General features: G+C 62.8%; 15 protein-coding genes. 6 read left to right on the forward strand and 9 right to left on the reverse strand.

Features of this window, described 5'->3' with window-relative positions:
• The first annotated feature begins 162 nt into the window (after positions 1-162).
• Both BW992_RS19990 and BW992_RS19995 read left to right on the forward strand, forming a co-directional pair.
• Positions 163-1,356 carry an efflux RND transporter periplasmic adaptor subunit gene (locus BW992_RS19990; RefSeq protein WP_076406970.1) on the forward strand — a complete coding sequence of 398 codons (1,194 nt, stop codon included), beginning with the start codon at positions 163-165 and terminating at the stop codon, positions 1,354-1,356.
• Positions 1,353-4,484, forward strand: coding sequence for an efflux RND transporter permease subunit (locus BW992_RS19995; RefSeq protein ID WP_083714592.1), 3,132 nt, complete (start codon positions 1,353-1,355; stop codon positions 4,482-4,484). Before BW992_RS19990 ends, BW992_RS19995 begins: the two co-directional genes overlap by 4 nt.
• Positions 4,485-4,591: 107 nt before the next feature.
• On the opposite strand, the gene BW992_RS20000 is transcribed toward BW992_RS19995, so the two are convergent.
• The 4 genes from BW992_RS20000 to BW992_RS20015 form a co-directional block, all read right to left on the reverse strand.
• Positions 4,592-4,837, reverse strand: coding sequence for a hypothetical protein (locus BW992_RS20000; RefSeq protein ID WP_143147073.1), 246 nt, complete (start codon positions 4,835-4,837; stop codon positions 4,592-4,594).
• A 463-nt stretch (positions 4,838-5,300) separates the two neighbouring features.
• Entirely contained in the window at positions 5,301-5,942 is a 642-nt protein-coding gene (locus tag BW992_RS20005; protein WP_076406971.1) for a TetR/AcrR family transcriptional regulator, read from the reverse strand.
• Positions 5,929-6,780: a 3-hydroxybutyryl-CoA dehydrogenase gene (locus BW992_RS20010; protein WP_076406972.1), complete on the reverse strand. Its 852-nt coding sequence runs from the start codon at positions 6,778-6,780 to the stop codon at positions 5,929-5,931. Before BW992_RS20010 ends, BW992_RS20005 begins: the two co-directional genes overlap by 14 nt.
• 14 nt (positions 6,781-6,794) lie before the next feature.
• Positions 6,795-7,979 (reverse strand): acetyl-CoA C-acyltransferase family protein, encoded by a 1,185-nt coding sequence (locus BW992_RS20015; RefSeq protein ID WP_072458940.1) that lies wholly within the window; start codon positions 7,977-7,979, stop codon positions 6,795-6,797.
• A 133-nt stretch (positions 7,980-8,112) separates the two neighbouring features.
• Between BW992_RS20015 and BW992_RS20020 the strand changes: the two genes are divergently transcribed.
• The 3 genes from BW992_RS20020 (at position 8,113) to BW992_RS20030 (ending at position 13,743) form a co-directional block, all read left to right on the forward strand.
• The gene (locus tag BW992_RS20020; RefSeq protein ID WP_072398379.1) at positions 8,113-9,129 is read left to right on the forward strand and encodes an AraC family transcriptional regulator; all 1,017 of its coding nucleotides are present in this window, start codon (positions 8,113-8,115) and stop codon (positions 9,127-9,129) included.
• 203 nt (positions 9,130-9,332) lie between these two features.
• The gene (locus BW992_RS20025; RefSeq protein ID WP_231991072.1) at positions 9,333-10,850 is read left to right on the forward strand and encodes a sensor domain-containing diguanylate cyclase; all 1,518 of its coding nucleotides are present in this window, start codon (positions 9,333-9,335) and stop codon (positions 10,848-10,850) included.
• 352 nt (positions 10,851-11,202) lie between these two features.
• A complete protein-coding gene (locus BW992_RS20030; RefSeq protein WP_076406973.1) occupies positions 11,203-13,743 on the forward strand; it encodes an EAL domain-containing protein in 2,541 nt (846 codons plus the stop codon).
• Positions 13,744-13,835: 92 nt separating this feature from the next.
• On the opposite strand, the gene BW992_RS20035 is transcribed toward BW992_RS20030, so the two are convergent.
• From BW992_RS20035 to BW992_RS20045, 3 genes are read right to left on the reverse strand one after another with little or no spacing between them, the layout of a single operon-like run.
• Positions 13,836-14,756, reverse strand: a complete 921-nt coding sequence (locus tag BW992_RS20035) for a sugar ABC transporter substrate-binding protein (protein ID WP_076406974.1) — start codon at positions 14,754-14,756, stop codon at positions 13,836-13,838.
• 45 nt (positions 14,757-14,801) lie between these two features.
• Entirely contained in the window at positions 14,802-15,593 is a 792-nt protein-coding gene (locus BW992_RS20040) for a TIM barrel protein (protein WP_076406975.1), read from the reverse strand.
• A 4-nt stretch (positions 15,594-15,597) separates the two neighbouring features.
• A complete protein-coding gene (locus tag BW992_RS20045) occupies positions 15,598-16,614 on the reverse strand; it encodes a Gfo/Idh/MocA family oxidoreductase (RefSeq protein ID WP_072398375.1) in 1,017 nt (338 codons plus the stop codon).
• A gap of 181 nt (positions 16,615-16,795) precedes the next feature.
• On the opposite strand from BW992_RS20045, the gene BW992_RS20050 reads away from it, so the two are divergent.
• Positions 16,796-18,817, forward strand: coding sequence for a sigma-54-dependent Fis family transcriptional regulator (locus BW992_RS20050; RefSeq protein ID WP_072398374.1), 2,022 nt, complete (start codon positions 16,796-16,798; stop codon positions 18,815-18,817).
• A 30-nt stretch (positions 18,818-18,847) separates the two neighbouring features.
• Here BW992_RS20050 and BW992_RS20055 read toward each other — a convergent pair whose 3' ends face one another.
• Entirely contained in the window at positions 18,848-19,960 is a 1,113-nt protein-coding gene (locus tag BW992_RS20055; protein ID WP_072431212.1) for an FAD-dependent monooxygenase, read from the reverse strand.
• Between the two features lie 4 nt (positions 19,961-19,964).
• Complete coding sequence (locus tag BW992_RS20060; RefSeq protein WP_072458938.1) at positions 19,965-21,542, reverse strand: GMC family oxidoreductase; 1,578 nt, start codon at positions 21,540-21,542, stop codon at positions 19,965-19,967.
• Between the last annotated feature and the right edge of the window lie 21 nt (positions 21,543-21,563).

A 21,563-nucleotide genomic window follows, 5' to 3' on the forward strand; every position in this document is an offset into this window, starting at 1 on the left:
AGCTTCGTCTTACCGAACACTTACCGGGCGACATCTTTCGCTCCTTGTTCCTGGTAAGGATCTGGAAAGGTTTCCCGCTGGATAGTGGCCGCCTTGCAGCGATTTGCGCACAAGCCCCATCAGCATCGCGCCGACAGCGCTGTGTCCAGGAATACCACCCGCATGAAATCGATCTCCCGCCAAACGGCTCTCGTGGCCGTGAGCACCGCCGCAGCGATCATTTTGGTGATCGTCGCCCTTGCAACGAGCCCCTCTGAATCCACGCCGGATGTCAGCCAGGCAGCCCCCGCGGCAAAGCCTGCGCTTTCGGTCGCGGTCACCACGCTGCAGCCGTTGCGGCTTCCCGTGCGGATTCATGCCAACGGCGACATCATGCCGTGGCAGGAGGCGAGCATCGGGACCGAGGCGGACGGGCTGCGCCTGGCGGAGGTCAAGGTCAATGTCGGCGACCAGGTCCGGCGCAACCAGTTGCTCGCCACCTTTGCCCCCGACACGCCTGGCGCCGAGCTTGCGCAAAGTCAGGCCGCCACGGCGGAGGCGCGGGCTGCCCTTGTCGAAGCCGAGGCCAATGCCAAGCGGGCGCGCTTGCTGGAGGTCGACGGTGCGATGTCAGCGCAGCAGATCACCCAATACCTGGTGGCCGAGCGCACCGCGCAGGCCCGGCTGAAGTCCGCCGAGGCCACCGAGCAGTTGCGGCGCCTTCGACTGGCCCACACCCAGGTACTGGCCCCGGACGACGGTGTCATCTCGTCTCGAACCGCCACCGTGGGCGCCGTGCTGCCGGCTGGCCAGGAACTGTTTCGCCTGATCCGTGGCCAGCGGCTCGAATGGCGGGCCGAAGTCGCGGCCGCCGATCTTGCGCGGTTGAAACCCGGCCAGGTGGCCAGGGTACGCCTGGCCGATGGCCAGGTGGCGCAGGGCACCCTGCGGATGATCGCGCCCACGGTGGATACGCAAACCCGCAACGGGATGGCCTATGTCGATCTGCCGGCCGGTGGCGTCGCCCGTGCCGGCATGTTCGCACGAGGCGAATTCGAGGTGGGTGCCGATCGGGCGATGACCTTGCCGCAGAGCGCGGTACTGTTGAGCGATGGCTTCAGCTACGTGCTGCGCGTAGGGCCGGACGCCAGGGTCATGCGAAGCAAGGTATCGGTCGGGCGCAGCGTGGGCGAGCGGATCGAAATCATTCATGGCCTCGACCCTGCTAGCCCCGTGGTCCTGGCCGGTGGCGGCTTCCTGAACGAAGGCGATCATGTCCGGGTCGTTGAGGCGCTGCCGGCTCCCGACCCTGACCAGGTGACATCCAGTTCGAGGGTGGGTGCTGGCAGCCTGCGTTTGCCGGAGAGCCAGCCATGAGCCTGAACGTGTCGTCCTGGTCGATCCGAAACCCGACACCGGCCATTCTGCTGTTCATCCTGCTGACGTTCGTTGGCCTGATGAGTTTCGCGATGATGAAAGTGCAGGAGTTTCCCGATATCGACTTGCCGGTGGTGACGGTGACGGCTGAATTGCCGGGCGCTTCGCCGGTCCAGCTGGAAAACGACGTCGCCCGCAAGATCGAGGATTCCCTCGCCACGGTGCAGGGCGTCAAGCACATTCGCAGCACCCTGTCCGACGGCACCGTGGACATCTCCGTCGAGTTTCGTCTGGAGAAGTCCAGCCAGCAAGGGTTGGACGAGGTTCGCGACGCCGTGGCCCGTGTGCGCGCGGACTTGCCCGCCGACCTGCGGGACCCGGTGATCAGAAAGGTCGACATCGCCGGCTCGGCGATATTGATCTATACCCTGGCATCGACGCGCCTGGACGATGAAGCCCTGTCCTGGTTCGTCGAGCACGAACTCAGCAAGGCGCTGCTGGCGGTTCGGGGTGTCGGGGCGGTTTCCCGCGTCGGTGGGGTCAGTCGTGAGGTGCGCATCGACCTGGATCCGGTGAAACTGCTCGCCCTCAATACCAGCGCCTTGGATATCTCCCGCCAGCTGCGGCAGATGCAGCAGGAGGCGTCCGGCGGCCGGGCCTATCTGGGTGGCGCGGAACAGTCGATCCGCATGCTGGCCAACGTGCAGTCGAGCGAAGAAATCGCCCGTTTCGAAATCACCCTGAGCGACGGTCGCCGTGTCAGGCTCGACGAAATCGCCTCCGTGGCCGATACGGTGGCCGAACCGCGTTCAGCCGCACTGCTCAACGGCCAGCCAGTGGTCGGTTTCGAGGTGCTGCGCGCGCGCGGCGCCGGGGAGGTCGAAGTGGGCGAAGGCGTCCAGGCCGCCCTCGACGCCCTCAAGGCCAGGCATCCTCATATCGTGGTCACAGAGGTATTCAACTCGGTGGAGCTGGTGGTGGAGAACTATGACGGTTCGATGCGCCTGCTCTACGAAGGTGCCGCCCTTGCCATCCTGGTGGTGTTTTTCTTCCTGCGTGACTGGCGAGCGACCGCCGTTGTCGCCGTCGCGCTACCCCTGTCGGCCATTCCGACCTTCGCCGTGATGCACTGGATGGGATTCACGCTGAACACCGTAACGCTGTTGTCCTTGTCCCTGGTGATCGGTGTGCTGGTGGACGATGCCATAGTCGAGATCGAGAACATCGAGCGCCATATGCGGCTGGGCAAGACTCCTTATCAGGCCGCGCTGGAGGCCGCTGATGAGATCGGGTTGGCAGTGATAGCCACCACGTTCACCTTGATCGCGGTATTTTTGCCGACGGCGTTCATGAGCGGGACCGTCGGCAAGTTCTTCGTCCAGTTCGGCTGGACAGCTGCCATTGCGGTGTTCTTTTCACTGCTCGTCGCGCGAATGTTGACCCCGATGATGGCGGCCTACCTGCTCAGAGCACCGAAGTCGTCGAACCGACAGTCTTCACGGTGGATGAACCTGTATCTGTCCTGGGCTCGCTGGTGCTTGCGTCATCGTCTGTTGACGGTGACGATCGCGGCGGCCTTTTTCGCCGGTGGCCTGATGCTCGCGGTGTCGTTGCCAGGAACGTTCATTCCTGCCGATGACGATTGGCAAACCCAGGTCACGCTGACACTCGCTCCGGGCAGCAAGATGGCCGATACCCTTTCCCTCGCCGAACGGGCACGCCGGATCGTCGAACAGAACCCCCAGGTAAAGCGGGTTTACACCGCCATTGGTAAAAGCGCCGCCGAGGATGATCCAGGCGAACCGCCTGCCAGTTCCGCCGGGGACGTGCGTACCGCCGTACTCACGATCAGCATCGCACACCGCAATGACCGCCCCGGCCTGAGCAAGCAACAGATCGAGGGCGAACTGCGCGAAGCGCTGGGCGTGTTGCCGGGAGTGCGGGTCGGGGTCGGCATGGGCGGTTCGGACAACTTCGTGCTGGTGTTGGCGGGTGAAGACGCTCTGGTGCTGACCCGACATGCGCAGCAGGTAGCGCGCGAGCTGCGTACGCTTCCAGGGGGCGGCGCGGTCACTTCAACCGCCAGCCTGGTGCGACCCGAGTTGATCGTGCGTCCTGACTTTGCGCGTGCCGCCGACCTGGGCGTCACCTCCGCTGCGATCGCCGATACCCTGCGGGTCGCTACCCTGGGGGATTACGACCAGGCGCTCGCAAAGTTGAGTTTCAGCGAGCGACAGGTGCCGGTGGTGGTAAGGCTTGCCGATGCTGCCCGGGCAGACATCGAGGTGCTCAAGCGGCTTCCGGTTCCCGGGGCCAGGGGGCCTGTAGCGCTGGAGAATGTCGCCACGCTGGAAATCGGCAGCGGCCCGGCTGAAATCGCACGCTACGACCGCATGCGCAACGTCGACATCGAAGTCGAGCTCAACGGCCAAGCCTTGGGAGACGTCGAGGAGGCGGTGCTGGCGTTGCCCAGCCTGCGGACGTTGCCGGCAGGGGTGGTGCAAACCTCCGGTGGCGATGCCGAGGCCATGGGCGAGCTGGCCATCGGCTTCGGCCTGGCGATGCTGACGGGCGTCCTGTGCATCTACATGGTGCTAGTCTTGCTGCTGAAGGATTTCATGCAGCCGTTGACAATCCTGGCGGCGCCGATGCTATCGATCCCCGGGGCATTCGTGGCCTTGTTCTTCACCGACACCGAGATGTCGATGCCGGCGATGATCGGGCTCATCATGCTGATGGGCATCGCCACGAAGAACTCTATCCTGCTGGTCGACTACATCATCCTCGCTCGCCGGGATCATGGCCTTTCCCGCTGGGATGCGATTATCGATGCCTGTGGCAAGCGTGCCCGTCCCATCATCATGACCACGATGGCCATGGGGGGTGGGATGCTACCGGTGGCCCTGGGTATAGGGGCCGATCCGAGTTTTCGAGCGCCCATGGCCATCGGCGTATTGGGCGGCCTGATGACGTCGACCCTGTTCAGCCTGCTGGTGATCCCGGTGGTCTTTACCTATGTGGACGACGCCGCCCAGTGGATCGGCAGACTCACCGGCACCTTTGGCGGGCGGCCGATGGCGGGCAAGGAAGGGCATGCCGATCTCTCTGGTGGAGGTGCTGGGTCATGAGTGGACGATGCCGCCCGAGAACCATACGCCTTACCAAAAACCGTGATACTCGTTCAGGCTGCGTTGAAAACAGCCTGATCTTGGGCTCAAGATTTTTCGGACAGAGCCTAAGGCTGCCTTTTGGTGTCGGTCGAGACCACGTTCTCGAGACCGGCCGCATGGGGTATGTGGTTCGGCACGATCAATTGCACTTGCTGACGGCGGCATTTGAATTTCACGCCCTTGCGGGGCGCCATGCCCCTGGCCGTTTCCATGCATATTTCCTTGGTGGCATAGGTCGGTCCCGGCTTGCGTTCTTCCACGCAGCCTTCCTTGCCACTGCAGATCGCCATGACCATAACGTATACAGTCATCATCCCGGTGTTGCTCCCATAGAAGCGATGCGATTGTTGCGTCCTGCGCCAGCCCTTGAAGGGGCAAACGAGTAGCAATGACACGCGGATGATGAGCCTTCATTCGAACACCCAGCAATGGCATGGTGATGCCATTTGTCGGAAAAACGTCACTATTTTAGTCTTTGGCATTTTTGCCAAAAATGGCGACAGTATATTGGCGCTATTGCTTGGAGGGCTGGGTTAATACTATGGGTTGAGCTGAGGTAATGGCCCGTAAATAAAGGGTTGTAAGTGACGCTGCGGCTGGGTGGGGGGACTGCTGTTTCGATCCGTGGATTCTGCTCAAAAATGATCGTGCAATACCTTGATTCGAATCACTTTTAAAGGGCCCAGGGCTGCGATGGCGGGGGTACATGCCGCTGTCAACGCGATCTGGATGAGGGCGATAAGGGTGGGGCAGCGCGGCGGGTCTCGAAGCAATTCACCCTTCGCAAGCCTGACCTGATTGACGAGCGGATTGTTTTCTCGTGCTGGGGCGAGAAACTGGCGACAGCAAGCGCTCGATGGCACCGCCCACCATATTTGTCATCATCAGGCCGCGTGCTTGTTCATCCAGCGCATATTGACCAAGCCAACTGGGCGCGCTGTTGAGCAAGGCGGCAATGGCATGAGCGGCAGCCATCTGGCCTTGTTCGTCGAGTTGCAGGCGCACGCCGAGCAGCAGCAAGAGCTTGCTCTCATACTGTTCGCGCAACTGCCGGACCCGTTCCTGTTGCGCCTCGTTCAGGCAACCGCTGTCACGTTCCGCCAGACGGAAATGCCAAGGCATCTCCAGATGCAGGTTCAGGTGCGCGCGGATCACAAGGTCGAGCCTGTCGCGTTTCGCCGGGGCGGTTCGTTCGACGCGTTGCAGGGTGGCGAGCAACTCTTCGTAGAACTCTTCGATCAGGTCGAGCAGCAAATGCTGCTTGCTGGGGTAATGGTGATACAGCGAGCCTGGGGCGAGCCCCAGGCAGGTTGCGAGCTCACGCATGCCGACTTGACCGAAACCCTTGCAGGCAAAGAGCTCCAGTACCTTGTCCCGGTATTCGGCGAAGCGTGAGCAGCGCTCAGGCATAGGCATGGAAGCCACGCCCCGTCTTGCGTCCCAGGTAACCGGCGGCGACCATTTCCTTGAGCAACGGGGCAGGGCGGTACTTGCTGTCATTGAAACCCTCGTAGAAGGCTTCGAGGATTGCCAGCACCGTGTCCAGACCGATCAGGTCCGCCAGGGCCAGAGGGCCGATCGGCTGGTTGCAGCCCAGGCGCATGCCCGCGTCGATATCCTCGGCACTGGCCAGGCCTTCCTGGAACACCAGGATCGCTTCATTGATCATCGGCACCAGGATCCGGTTGACCACGAATCCCGGACGGTTGCCGGCGGTGATGGCGGTCTTGCCGAGCGCGGTGGCCATGTCCAGCGCCAGGGCGTGGGTGGCGTCGCTGGTCTGCAGGCGACGAATCTCTTCGATCAGGCCCATCACCGGCACCGGATTGAAGAAATGCAGGCCGATGAAGCGCTCAGGTCGGCTGACGCTGGCGGCGAGCTGGGTTATGGACAGTGACGAGGTGTTCGAGGCGATCACGCAATCGGCGCCGACCTGGGCCGCGATCTGTTGCAGGACGCGCAGCTTCAAGTCGAGGTTTTCGGTGGCGGCCTCGATCACCAGTTGCGCATCCTGGAGGCTGTCGTAATCGCAGCGGGTGCGGATCCTGTCCAAGGCTGCGCATTTTCGCTCGGGGGTCAGCGTGTCCTTGGCGACCTGGCGGTCGAGATTTTTATCAATCGTCGCGATGGCTTTCTGCAGGGCCGTCTCGCTGATGTCGATCAGCGTTACGTCGAAGCCGGCCAAGGCGCAGACCTGGGCAATACCGTTGCCCATGGTGCCGGCGCCAATGACGCCGATATTTCGTGGATTCATGCGCATCTCCTGGATCACACCCGTTCGAACAACACGGCGATGCCTTGGCCGCCGCCAATGCACATGGTTGCCAGGGCATAGCGGCCCTGGCAGCGATGCAATTCATGGATGGCCTTGGTGGCGATGATGGCGCCGGTCGCGCCTACCGGATGCCCCAGGGAAATGCCCGATCCGTTCGGGTTGACCTTCTGCGGGTCGAACCCCAGCTCTTGCGCGACGGCACAGGCCTGGGCAGCGAAGGCTTCGTTGGACTCAATGACGTCCAGGTCGGCGACGGTCAGGCCGGCGCGCTTGAGCACCAGGCGGGTGGCGGGAATCGGTCCCAGGCCCATCATCGAAGGCTCGACGCCGGCATGGGCGTAACCCACCAATCGGGCCATGGGCTTGAGGCCTTGAGCCTGGACGACCTGGCCCGTGGCCAGGATCAATGCACCGGCCCCGTCGTTGAGGCCGGACGCATTGCCGGCGGTAACGCTGCCGTCCTTCTTGAAGGCGGGTTTCATGCGGCTCAATTGCTCGACATCCACCTCACCTCGGACATGCTCATCCGTGGCAAAGGAAACCGTTCCTTTGCGGGTGCTGATTTCGATCGGCACGATCTGCCCATCGAAACGCCCTTCGGCAATCGCCCGGGCGGCCCGCTGCTGGCTGAGGACCGCCAATTCATCCTGGGCCTGACGACTGATGCCGTAGTGCTCGGCGATGTTTTCAGCGGTGATGCCCATGTGGAACCCGCCAAACGGGTCCTGCAGGACCCCAAGCATGTAGTCGATGGCCTGCATGTCGCCCATTCGTGCGCCCCAGCGGGCCTGCGGCAGCAGGTACGCGCCTCGGCTCATGGACTCGACGCCACCGGCCAGCGCCGCGCCGGCATCTCCCAGCATCAGGCTTTGCGCGGCGCTGACGATTGCCTGCAGACCCGAACCGCAAAGGCGGTTGACGTTGAAGGCAGGCGTCTCTTTCGGCAGGCCCGCATTCATCGCCACGGCCCGTGAAATATAGGCATCACGCGCTTCGGTGGGGATCACATGGCCCATCACCGCATGGCCGATGTGTTCGGGCGCCAGGCCCGACCGCTCGATAGCGGCGCGGCAAATGTCGGTTGCCAGCTGGACAGGCGGCACATCCTTGAGCGAACCGCCGAAGCTGCCGATGGCAGAACGGACGGCGCTCATCACAAAAATATCGGAAGGGTTCATGGCGACTCTCCAGGCAGGTCTTTTTTGTTGGCTAGGAGTCTAGAATCTGCAGCGCCACTGGCCTATGCCAAAACTGTCCAGGGGTGATGGCGTTTTTTGCCATGTCCAGGGGTGACGAGAGGGGCGTTCAACAATGCGGGAAACGGACTCGGTGGCGGTCTACTTCATGTACCCCATGCTTCATGCACTGCGTGACGAGCCGCAGCGCCTGCGCTCGGTGCTCGAGCAGGTGGGGATCGATCCGGCATGGGTGGATCAGCCGACGGCACGGGTACCGGCCAAGGCTTTCGCCGCGTTGTGGCTGGTGCAGATTCGTGAGTTGAACGACGAGTTTTTCCAGCTGGACTCCCATGGCATGCCGCCGGGCAGCTTTGCCTTGATCTGCCGGGCATTGATCCAGGAACCGACGCTGGAAAAAGCCATGCGCCAGTGCCTGGCCAACTTCGGACTGTTCCTGCGTGATTTCCGTGGCACGTTGAGTGTGCGGGGCAAGCGCGCGGTCATCAGCTTGCAGACCCGTTCGCAGAGCCGTGAGCTCGGCAGACTGGGGGAGGAAACGTTCATGGTATTGATGATCAGCCTGCTGTGTTGGCTGGGCGGACGGCGCATCCCCATCGACCGGGCGGATTTTCACCATACCCGCCTGTCACTGCAGGATGATCCCTTGCTCTGGGGGCCGAACCTGACCTTTGGCACCGAACACACCGAAATCGAGTTCGCCAGTCACTACCTGCGGCTGCCGGTGGTCCAGGACCTGGCCTCGCTGAAAGTATTCTTGCGTACCGCTCCCCAATGGCTGGTGATTCGCTTCCGCAACCAGCATGGGTTGGCATCCCAGGTCTACCAGCGCCTGCGCCATAGCCATTACAGCGAATGGCCCACCTTGCAGGCCTTCGCCCTGGAACAGCGCCTGAGCCCCAGCACCTTGCGCCGCAAGCTGGGGCGTGAGGGCTGTTCATACCAGGAAATCAAGGACGAGGTACGGCGCGGGGTGGCGTTCGAACGGCTGCGCCAGGGCCAGGCGAACATCAGCGAGATCGCCGAGCAGCTGGGGTTCCAGGAGCCGAGTGCTTTTCACCGGGCATTCAAGAAATGGACCGGAGAGAGCCCCGGGCAGTACCGGTTGCGGTTTCAGGGGCGCGATGGTTGATTGCTTTGCGGCGGCTGGCGCGAGCAGGCTCCACTTAAGGATTATCCCTAAGTCGGTTATGAATGCATCCTGGCATTTGATATCATTCTGCTATTGAGAGTGGGCGGAGGTCCCTGACGGCACGCGGCGCGAACCTGGAATGTTCTGATGGCCTGGGTGAATTGAAATCCCTTCGCTGGAGGCATCCATTGTTACGACATCGAGTGACCAAGACCAAGGCTGGGTTAGTGGCTGCGGCAGCCTTGCTGCTGACTTTGGTACCCATGTGGGTCACCCTGAGCGCATGGCTCAAGCATGAGCAGGTCCTGGTGGAGCAGGCGGCGGGCAATGATGCCATGAACCTGGCCATTGCCTTCGAAGAACACATCCAGAGTGTGGTGCGTTATGCAGATGCTCTGGTCCAGGACATTCGAGAGGATGTCATCGAGGACCCGAGCGAATTCGAAGAGATCGTCAAGGAAGAGACCCAGGTCTACGGAGACATGGTTGCCCAGGTCGCCGTGATCGATGCCCAGGGCAAGTTGGTCTATTCCTCGCTGGGTCCGGTGAACGGTACTGTGGACCTGAGCGGCCGTGAACATTTTCAGGTGCATCGCAACAATCCGTCCCAAGACAAACTGTTCATCAGCAAACCCGTTCTTGGGCGGATATCGGGGATCTGGTCGATGCAGTTCACTCGGCCCATTCTCGATAAGGGCAAGTTTGCCGGTGTCTTTGTGCTGTCGATCCCTGTCAGCTTCTTTACCGACTTCTATCAGAAGATCAATGTGGGGCCGAACGGCCTCATTGCGCTCGTGGGGCAAGACGGCGTTCCTCGAGCCGCCGCTTCCAAAGTTGGCGTCAACACGGCTTTGGACGGAATCGTTCTGGCCCGGCATGAACCCTATTTCGCCTCCGACAAGCCGCCGCAAGGACTCTATCGGGGGCTGAGTGCCTTAGACAAGAAAGATAGCCTGGTTGCCTATCGACGCCTGATGCAGGCCGAGCTGGTGGTACTGGTTCAACTTTCGCCTGTGGACTATCTGGCGTCCTTCAATGAACGTCGTCAGTTTCTGTTGTTTTCTGCTGCAGCCATCTCGCTCTTGTTGGTCGCCTTTGCCGTGTTCATCTATTTCGCCACACGGCTGCATTTGGGCAATACGGCCGCGCTCAAGCAATCCCATAGTGCGCTAAGACAACTTGTCAGTATCGATGCGCTGACCGGTGCCCGTAGCAGGAGCGACTTTCTCAATGCCCTCGATAATGAATTCAGTCGAGCGAAGCGCCATGGCACGGAGCTCAGTCTCATATGGCTTGACCTCGATCACTTCAAGCGAGTGAACGATACGTTTGGTCATCCGATTGGTGACATCGTGTTGAAACAGGTGGCCACTCTCTGCAACGGCGTGCTTCGGGCCCATGACGTGTTCGGCAGGCTTGGAGGAGAGGAGTTCGGGGTGGTCCTTGCTCATACCAGCGGGGTCGATGCGCTGGAGGTGGCCGAGAAGCTACGCGTGACCATCGAAGCGGCCATTATTCAAACGGACCGAGGCCCATTGCAGATCACGATCAGTTGTGGAGTCGCCTCCCTGTCGCTGGCGGGAGACAGTCCGAGCCAACTGATCGTGCGTGCGGACGATGCGCTATACAGCGCCAAGCACGCAGGTCGCAATCGAGCACGAGCTGCTCCTGCCTGTGTCGAGCAGCCGACGCAATCCCAAGGGCGATCTGCAGACTGGTAGCAGGTCGTCAACGGTCAGGATCGAGGCCTGTCTCAACCGGTAGCAACCCACTGCTGCGGTTCGTTGATTTGAGTCAAGGGAGGAATGTCGGGTAGTGGCACATTGGTATTCATTCGCCTGTGCTTCTACCAATAAGAGATACGCCCGTATATGCCAGCCTGCAGCCGTGTTCGCAGAGGTTTCTTGCCGACCCGACGTCTTGCTTCAGTTCTTCCCGCCACCCCGTCACTCTTGGCTTGCATCTCCATTGCAACGTCTTCGCAGGATCGCAGCGAGGCTGGATTCGCCTCGCCAAGCATCAAGTACTGGAAGGGATTCTGCTCATGCCCATCTCCTTCAGTAGATCACTGCCATGCCGGATCATAAGGATCTTTCGCAAGTCTTCATCCAGACCCTGGAGCAGAGTGTCGACAGCGTCGTCGTCATCGACAGCCATAACTCCATCATCTTGTTCAACGAGGCTGCCCAGAAGCTTTGGGGGTACAGTCCTGACGAAGTCATGGGCCGAAATGTGGACCTGTTGGTCCCGCAGAAGATTCGCCCTCATCACGATGGGTTCATCGATGCCAACCGCCGCACCGGCATCAACAAGATCGTCGGCACCAGTCGCACTGTGCCGATCGAGCGCAAGGACGGGTCTCGTCGTTGGGGGGCGATGTCCATTTCGAGGGTCGAGACTCAAGGGCAGATCCTGTATACCGCCTTCATCAAGGACATTACCCAGCAACATGAAGAACAGCATCGCCTGTATCTCTTGTCGCTGGTCGTCGACACCACCGAAAACGCCATCCTCATAACGGATGCCTCCTGGCGGATCATTTTCGTCAATGACGGTTTCGTCCAGATGTTCGGCTATGGCGCTCAAGAGGCTGCCGGCAAGACGCCAATCGAGCTGCTCGCGCCGCACCTTGAACACCGCCAGGTCGCAGGGATTCGCCACCAGGTGGCCAGACACCATGTCTATCACGGACAGAACTATGGCTATCACCGGGAAGGGCCGCGGGTGTGGTGCAACATCACCAGCCATTCGGTCCACGATGCCCATGGACAACTGGCCAACACCGTAAGCGTGTTGACGGACGTGACGCATACGCGGATGCATGAGGTGCTGCGCCACAAGATTCTCGAGGCGATGGTGCGCGAGGAGTCATTGAAAACCGTCTTGAACCTGGCATGCCTCGAAGTCCAACGTATTGCCCCTGAAGTCACTGCTTCGGTCCTGCATGTCGATGACCGCGGGTGCCTGCAGACATTGGCTGCCCCTGGCTTGCCGTCAGGCTTTTGCATGGCCCTGGACGGCACGGCCATGGGAGCCGGGCTCGATGCCTTGGCTGCGACGGTATTCAGCGGCGAGGCCGCCACGATAAGCGAACTCGACGCTCATCCGTTCTGGGCACGATTCAAGGAGCAGAAGCAGCCACTGGGCCTGACGAGATGCTGGGCGACGCCCGTCAAGTCCAACGACGGACGAGTGCTCGGCCTGTTCGCTTTCTACTACCGCGACTCAGGCCAGCCAAGCAGGCTTCATCAGTTGCTTGTCGACGCCTGCATTCATTTGTGTGCCTTGGCGCTGGAGCGGGAAGAGTCGCGCCAGCACATACGCAAGCTGGCGTTCTATGACGAACTGACGGGGCTGGCCAATCGCAATCTGCTCCACGCCCGGGCCGAGCAGGCGATCGCCGATGCGTCCAGACATCAGTCGAACCTGGCTGTGGTGTTCATCGACATGGACCGGTTCAAGCAGGTCAACGATTCGTTGGGGCATCCGGCCGGCGATGAGTTTCTGCGTCTGGTCGCCCATCGCCTGTCCGAGGACCGGCGTGAGCACGATATCGTCAGCCGGTTATCGGGCGATGAGTTCGTGCTGGTGCTGCCTCAATGCGACTCGGCGCAGGCGATCGACCTGATCGAGAAACTGCGGGCACGCCTGAATGTTCCTAGCCAGGTGTGCGGTGTGACCCTCAGGCCCTCGGCGAGTATTGGCGTCAGCCTGTTTCCCGAGGATGGCTGCACCATGGAGGTGCTCCTGCACCGCGCCGACATGGCGATGTACCAAGCCAAGACTCGTGCGCGGGGAAGCGTCTGTTTCTTCAACGATGGGCTTAGCCAACTGACCCAATGCCGGTTGCGCCTGGAAGCGGCGCTGCGTGAGGCGATGGATCAGCGATCCCTGCACCTGGCCTATCAGCCGCAGATCGATCTGGGCCGGTCGGCGTTGTATGGGGTGGAAGTGCTCGCGCGTTGGACGCATCCCCAACTGGGAGAGATTTCGCCCGCTCGTTTCATTGCGCTGGCGCAGGAGTGCGGGCTGATCAGCGAGCTGGGCCTCTGGGTGCTCAGCGAGGCCTGTCGTCAATTGGCCGCGTGGCGCAAGCAGGGACTGTTGGTACCGGCGGTATCGGTGAACATGTCGCCCACCCATTTTCATGACCGTGACCTTCCGACGATCCTGATGCGGACGCTGCGGGCCCATGGCCTGCAAGCCAGGGACCTGACATTGGAGATTACCGAAAATGTGCTGATGGACATCAATCCGGACACGCTGACCACCATCGAGCAGGTTCATGCCTTGGGTATAACCCTGGCAATGGATGATTTCGGTACCGGTTATTCAAGCCTCAGCTACCTGCGGCGCTTGCCGATCCAGGAGCTCAAGCTTGATCGAAGCTTCGTCCACGACCTTGAGCGCGATACGACCAGCCAGGCCTTGAGCGAGGCCGTCATCCGTATCGGCGAAAGCTTGCAGATGAGAGTGGTCGCCGAGGGCGTCGAGACGTTGGCGCAACAGCAAGTCTTGCAAAACCAGGGGTACCGGATCGTTCAAGGGTTCCTGTATTCGAGGCCTTTGGTGGCCGAGGAAATAGGCCCCTGGATCAGGGCGCGCTACGTGTAGATGTGGTTGACCCGGCCCACGAGCCGGGTTTTTTATGGCCACCTGCTCGGGGCGCTGGGAGCGAACTGGCTTCAAGCGTGCATCGGCCTGCTCTATTTGAAGCGTGCCGCATAGGTCGCCAGATTGTCTGCGGTGATCAGTTCGTAGGGGACCCAGACGTCTCCCTGCACCGGCTCCTTGCGGATCATCTTCAGCGCGGCCTGGACGGCCTGCAGCGCCTGGCCCCCGGGATCCTGAAACACCGAAGCCGCCAACAGGCCGCGCTTGATGGCCGCCTGGCCATCGGGCAAGCCATCCACACCCACCACGGGGACGTCCTCCCTGCCAGCCTGGCGCAACGCCATGGCAGCGCCGATCGCCATTTCGTCGTTGTTGGCGACGACGGCGTCGAAGTCTGTACCAGCGGTCAACCAGTTGCTCGTCAGGTCCATGCCCTTGCTGCGATCCCAATCGGCGTTCTGCTGCACCACCACCTGAATGCCCGGAAAGGCCTTGAGGCCCTCCTTGAGGCCTTCGGAACGGCCCCGGGTGGCGTTTTGGGTCAGTTCACCCATGATCAGGGCGATGCTGCCCTTGCCGTTCAACCGCTTGGCAATGAACCGGGCCTGCAGTTGGCCGGCCTGCAGGTCATCCGAGGCCACGGCAACCACGCCGTTGGGAATGCCGGGATCGTCGGGGCGGCGGTTGACGTAGACCAGCGGGACCTTGGCGGAGGTGGCGGCCTGGGTGATGTTGACGGTGGCGGCGGTGTCCACCGGCAGCACGATCACGGCGTCGACGTTCTGGGCCAGGAAACTCTGTACCTGGTTGAGCTGGCGCACGACATCGCCCTGGGCGTCCTCGAATTGCAGGGAGACCTTTTGCGTCTTGCCGGCTTCCTCGAGGTTACGGCGAACGTAGGTCATGAAGTTGTCGTCGACCTTGGCAATGCTGACACCGATGCGGTAGTCGGCCAGGGCCAGGGGAGTGAGGGAAAGCGCGAAGGCGGCGCACAGCAGTTTGCGAAGTAGCATGTCCGGTTCCTTTTGTTGTTATGCAAACGGGATGAAAACCTGGATCTATAACGTGAAGGCACTTTTGAAACGCTGGAGCGCACGTTCGCAATTGCCATCCGCCGCCCAGCCCTCCAGACCGACCACGCCTCGATAACCCAGCTCGGCAAGCGTCCGGGCGATGGCGGGGTAATGGATTTCGCCGGTGCCGGGTTCGCAGCGGCCCGGCACGTCGGCCACCTGGATCTCGCCGATAGCCGCCCCGGCGCGCCGGATCAACTCGATCAGATTGCCCTCGCCGATCTGGGCGTGATAGAGGTCCAGATTGAGCCGCAGGTGTGGGCTGTCCACGGCCTCGATCAGCGCCAGAGTGTCTTCGGCACGCGCAAAGGGAACCCCCGGATGATCCACCGCGGTGTTGAGATTCTCCAGGAGGAAGACTTTGCCAGCGGCCTCGCCCAGGCGCGCGATCACCATGAGGGTGTCCCGCGCGGCCAGCCATTGCGCGCCAGTCACGGTGGGCAGGGGCCTGACCGGCAGGCCGTTGCTGTCCAGGCCGGTGCCATGCAGGTTGAGGGAGGGGCAGCCGAGCCGCTCTGCGACGGCCAGAGACTCCCGGGCACTGGCCAGCAGTGCGGCGCGTCCCTCGGCGGTGACCAGGTCGCCCGAAACATACCCGGTCATGGAGGTGAAGCGGGCGCCGGTAGCGGCCAGGGCGTCGATGTCGTGGCGCGTCCAGTCCCAGATTTCCACTGCGAAACCCAGGGCGTGCAAGCGACGAACCCGCTCGACGAAGGGCAGGTCGATAAAGACCATCTCGGCGCTGACGGCCAGTACAAAAGGTGTGGTAGAGGTCATGGCATCACGCTCCGACGGCGACCGGCTGGCCGGATTTCACCGATTCGATGGCCGCCAGAGCGATGGCCAGGGCGGCCCGGGCGTCGGTTCCGTCCACCGGCACGGGGGTGCCGCCGCGCACGGCGTCGACGAAGGCGCGCAGCTCGGCCAGATAGGCGTCGCGCAGCAGCTGCGCATCCGAGCGCTGGGTGGTCTGGCTGATGCCTTCGGCTCCGTAGCAGACCAGCTCGCTGGTGCGCACGTCGCCGGCGGTGAGCATGCCTGCGCTGCCGAACACCTCGCCACGTACGTCATAGCCGTATACCGCCTGGAAGTTGGCCTCGGCGGTAGCGATGGCGCCGTTATCGTAGCGGACGGTGACCACTGCGGTATCGAGCAACCCCTGGTCGCGCAAATCGGGTCGTACCAAGGCGTCGGCCACCGCATACACCTGGGTGGCTTTGGCGCCTGGGTTGAAAAAATTGAGGGTGTCGAAATCGTGGATCAGGGTTTCCAGGAAAATGGTCCAGGGTTTCACCGCGGCGGGATTGTGCAGGGCCGGATCCCGGGTGAGCGAGCGCAGCAGTTGCGGCGTGCCGATGCGACCCGCGAGGATCAAGTCGCGCGCCGTACGAAAACTGGTGGCGAAGCGCCGATTGAAGCCAACCTGCAGGGCGACACGGGCTTGGGCGCAGGCCGCGATGGCCCGGTCGGCTTCTTCCAGGGTCACTGCCATGGGTTTCTCGCAGAATACCGGCTTGCCAGCGCGGGCGGCCGCCACCACCAGTTCAGCGTGACTGCGTGCCGGAGCGACGATCACCACCGCGTCCACGGCGCGGTCCTCGATCAGTGCCTGGGGATCGGTGTAGATGCGCTCGACATCCAGGGTCTCCCCAAGTCGAGCGGCGGCACCCGGGGCTGGATCGGCCAGGGCAACCAGGCGGGCGCCGTAAAGATGCCGGGCGAGGGCGGTGGCGTGGAATGTGCCCATGCGACCGGTACCGATGAGGCCGAGGGACAGAGGTGTCTTGGAATGCGGCATGGAAGGGCGTCCTTTTGTGGTTGTTATAGGCGGCCGTGGGCCTTGATAGCCCGGGAGCAATCGCCATGCCACTCCTCCAGCCCCCGTTTCCAGGCGCTTTGGCGGCTTGCCTGCTACTGTCTATGTCTAAGAAAAAGACATGTCTAGCTGGACATGTCCAACCTCTGGACAAGACTGACCCATGACGCCCCTGACCGCCGCGACCGACCTTGAACAAGAGCTGCTGTTCGTCACCGAGCTGCAGCAGCCTTCATCCGCCGACGCCACCCAGCATTCCCTGCACGCGGCATGGGAAGCCTGCCTGGCTGGCGATTGCGATCTGGCCGCTGTACGACCGGTGATTCGCGCGTCCTGGCTACGCAGCCGGGAGGCAGGCATTGCCGCGGATGAATTCCACTATGAATTCGTCTCCCCCGAGGATCTGGCGAGCCGTCTCGCTGCCCATCGCGAGCTGCTGGACATCGCCGCACCGATCATGGCCGACCTGTTGCGCTACAACCCGGACGGCCACCTCAATCTGGCGGACGCCGATGGCGTGACCCTCAGCGCTTGTGGGGTGGACCTGACCCCGTTGGGGAGCCGCCTGCTGGAGCAGGTTCAAGGGACCAATTGCACGGGTTTGGCGCTGCGCGAGCAGCGCCTGGTATTCGTCCTGGCCGCAGAGAACTTCAAGCGGGAACTGCGCGAGCGACACATGCATTGTGCTTCGGCACCGGTGCGCGATACCCAGGGACGCCTGCTGGGCGCCCTGACGCTCACAGCGGCCGTGGGCAATTTCCATTGCCACACCCTTGGCACCGTACAGGCAGCGGCCGAGGCCATCTCCCGGCAACTGGCGCTCAAGGCGTTGCTGGAGGAGCAACAGCGGGTACTGGAGGTGCTCAACGAAGGGGTCATCCTGCTGGACGATGACCGCCGGATCCGTAGCCTGAACGGCTATGCCCGGCGGCTGTTGCAGCTCGACGAGCCGCAGCAGGGCCGCCCCTTCGCCAGCCTCATCACCCAGGACACCGACCTCGATGTCTGGTTGGACCGGCGCTGGGAGCGCCAGGATCGCGATCTTACGCTGCTGCTGCCCGATGGCAGCGGTCTGCCGTGCCTGGCCTCGGCCTGTCCCATCGCCCAGGGCGGCTGGGTGCTGTCGCTCCGTGAAAACCGCCGCATCCGTGAGATTACCCGCCAGTTGCTGGGGACCCGGGCGCGCTACAGCTTCGCCGATATCCAGGGCCGTTCGGCGGCGCTGCAGGCCAGCCTGCAACTGGCACAGGCGGCCAGTCGCAGCGAAGCCACGGTGCTGGTGCTGGGGGAAAGCGGGGTGGGCAAGGAACTGTTCGCCCAAGCCATCCACAATGCCAGCGGACGTCGCCACGGTCCTTTCGTGGCGGTGAACTGTGGCGCCATCCCAAGGGATCTGGTGCAGAGCGAGTTGTTCGGTCATGTCGAGGGGGCCTTCACTGGTGCTGCGCGGGGTGGCGCGGCCGGCAAATTCGAACTGGCCGACGGCGGGACCCTGTTTCTCGATGAGATCGGCGACATGCCCCTCGAGGCCCAGATCAGCCTGTTGCGGGTTTTGCAGGAAGGCGAGGTCACCCGCGTCGGGGCGAGGAAGGCCCAGGCGGTGGACGTGCGGGTCATCGCCGCCACCCACCGCGACCTGGCCCAGGCCGTGGCGGAAGGAACCTTTCGCGAAGACGTCTTCTATCGCCTCAACGTCCTCACCCTGCAGGTGCCTGCGCTGCGCGAGCGCCGCGAGGATATCCCGCTGCTGGTGGCAACACTGCTCAAGCGCCTGGGCCGCAACCTGGAGCGACCGCCGCTGGCCATTTCCGACGAGGCGCTGGCGCGGTTGATGGCTCACGACTGGCCCGGCAACGTCCGGGAGTTGGAAAACGTCATCGAGCGAGCCATGAATCTCGCCCAGGGTGCGTTCATCGAGCCTGCAGACTTTCCCCCCGCGCTGCTCGTCGATACCGCAAGAACAGCGCAGGACGAGGAGCGCCTGACGCCCTTGGAGCAGGGGCAGCGCGAACTGATCCGTGCGGCCTTGAAAGACTCGGGGGGTAACTTGCGCCAGACGGCGAGTCGCCTTGGCATTTCGCGGGCGGGACTCTACGTCAAGCTCAAACGCTACGGGCTTAGCGCAGCCAACTTTCGAGGGGCCTCGGCGCCTTCGCCACGAATGTCAGGCCGGCGCCACGAATAGGAGGGCGTCGGCGCCTCGTCCAGCCGCGGTTCATATCGGTTCGGTCAATGGCGTGTAGCTTCGCCGGTACAGCAGATTGCCCGCCAGCTTGAGCACAGACGCGCGGCCCCAGCCAGGCAGCCTGCGCATCTTGTCCCGGGCGATGCATTGCTTCTGGACCCAATCGACGCGTGGCTTGCGTCGTTGCGTATAGCCAGCAAGGGCATCGCCGATGCGCTCACTGGCGGATAGCATCTCAGCCAGCACCAGCGCATCCTCCATCGCCATCGCAGCCCCTTGTGCCATGCTCGGAGAAGACGCGTGCGCCGCATCGCCGATCAGCACTACATGCCCCGAGACCCAATCCTCCATGACCACCTGCTCCAGACGACCAGCATGGACCTGGGTGTGCGCAGGCATCTGCTCGACAAGCGCGGACAACGGTGCCGGGAACGTCTCGAGCAGGGCATTGCGGGGTAGTTGGGCCAGGTCCTGCTGCGCTTCCCGTTCGCTGGCGCTCCTATCGGCATACATGTAGACCTGCCCGTCACCGATGGGCAGCGCCAGCAGGCTCATCGAGTCCCCGAGCATCACTGTCCAGGCATCGATGCCCACGGTGTCGGCGGTGATGAAGCGCCAACAGACGTTCCCGACATACTGGCTCAAGACCTCAGGGAACACGCTTTGACGTACCTTCGAATGAACGCCGTCGGCGCCGATGACGAGGTCATACTCGACCATGGTCCCGTCGGAAAAGGTCGCCAGGCTGGTCTTTTCGAGGGGTTCGATCTCGCTGATCGAAGTCCCGAAACGCAGGTGTGTTTCACGCAGCGATTGGCGCAGCGTCGCGTGGAGGACGCCACGGGGAAGCGCCAGGCACGGCCCGCAGGATGCCCAGACGTCCTGGGTCTGGGTAATGCTCAACGGTCGGCCTTTGTGGTCCAGGATGCGCTGGGTCTTGATCGGTGTCGCCAGCGCTGAGGTCGCATCCAGCAATCCCAGGGCTTGCAAGGCCCGGGCTGCGTTGCCTGGCAAGTAGAGCCCGGTCCCGCCTTGGGGCACGTCGGCCTTGCGTTCGATCAGGTCGGGGCGCAATCCCTTGAGTTCCAGCGCCCTGGCCATTGCCAGGCCAGCGATACCGCCGCCCACGATCAGTATTCTCATTGCATTACCCGATGGTTGCTGTGGTTGGCGCGATCATACCGTGCGCGGCGAGGAGGAGATCTGCGGCTCGTTCGCCGATGACCACGCAAGGGGCCATGGTATTGCCGACGGTGATCCTGGGCATGATCGAGGCATCGGCGATGCGCAGTTTCTCGAAGCCATGCACCCGCAGCCGATGATCGACCACGGACATCTCGTCGCGGCCCATTCTGGCGGTGCAGCACGGGTGCCAGTAGGACACGGCGGCGTTGCGGATGAATTGCTCCATGGCGCGGTGATCCCTGGGGCCGGGTACGACTTCGCGCTTGACCAGGCCGTCGAAGGCTTCGCTGTTGCCCAGTGCCCGGCAGAGATCGACCGATGCGAATGCCGCCGCCATGTCCTCGGGCGCGCTCAGCGAGTTCGGCTCGATGAGCGGGGCATCCAGGGGGCCGGCCCCCGACAGGCGCACGGCCCCTCGGCTGACGGGACGGGCCAGCCCGGCGAACATCGTCCAACCCTGTGGCGGTGGCTGGATGTCGACTTCGGCTGGGGAGGGCACCGCGAATTCCAACTGGCAGTGCAGAAGGTCCGGGGCATCCAGGCGGCTGTCGCTTTTCCAGTACAGCGTGGTCTCACAACCACCGCCGCCCACCGCCTGGGGATGCAGGTACTCCCAGGTGCAGCCAAAGGCGATATGGTCCTGGAAATTGCGACCCACGCCGGGCAGGTGACTGATCGGCGCGATGCCATGGGGGCGCAGTTCGCTTTCCGGGCCGATACCTGACTGCATCAGCACCTTGGGCGTGTTCACCGCGCCCATGGACAAGATGACCTCGGCGTGGGCATGGAAGCGCTGGCGCTGACCATCGACCACCGCTTCGACTCCGATCGCCGTTGTGCCGCGCAACAGCACCCGGCAGACCCATGCGCCGGTGAGCACCGTCAGATTCGGCTGCTTCAGCAATGGTCGAAGATAGGAGTCGTAAACGGATTCGCGCCTGCCCTGGTTGATGCGCAGATCGGTGATCGCGACCCCGCCCGGGCTTTCCATCATCGCTCCGTTGGGACTGTCATAGCGGGGAATGCCCAGGCGATTGGCCGCTTCCAGCGTTGCCCAGGCCAGGGGCTGGGGCTCGGCCGGTTGCTCGACGTGCGCAGGACCACCCGAACCGCGCCGTGCGGCGTCCGGTATGCCTTGCCAGTTCTCGATCCGCCGGTAGTAGTCCAGTACCGAGTCGTAACCCCAGGCAGGATCGCCGGACTCGGCCGCGAAATGATCCCAGTCCGTTCGATGCCCGCGGGCCCAGACCATCACATTGATGCTGGAGCCGCCCCCCAGGCCCTTGCCCATGTTCAAGGCCAGGCGGCGACCGTTGAGATGGGGGTTGGGCTGCCCGGCGAAGGCCCAATCGCGCTCGGAGCCGAGGTTCAACGGCCATTGGCCGGGCTCGACCACCTCAGGGCCGGCGTACGCCTGGCCGGCTTCGATCAGCAGTACGCGTACGTTGTCCTGGCGAGCGAGGCGGGCCGCGACCACGCAGCCCGCCGTACCTGCGCCACATACGATGAAGTCATAGTGACGATCATGCAGATGATCCATGCGTCCGTTCCGTACAAATGC

This window comes from Pseudomonas sp. 7SR1 (assembly GCF_900156465.1).
GTDB lineage: Bacteria > Pseudomonadota > Gammaproteobacteria > Pseudomonadales > Pseudomonadaceae > Aquipseudomonas.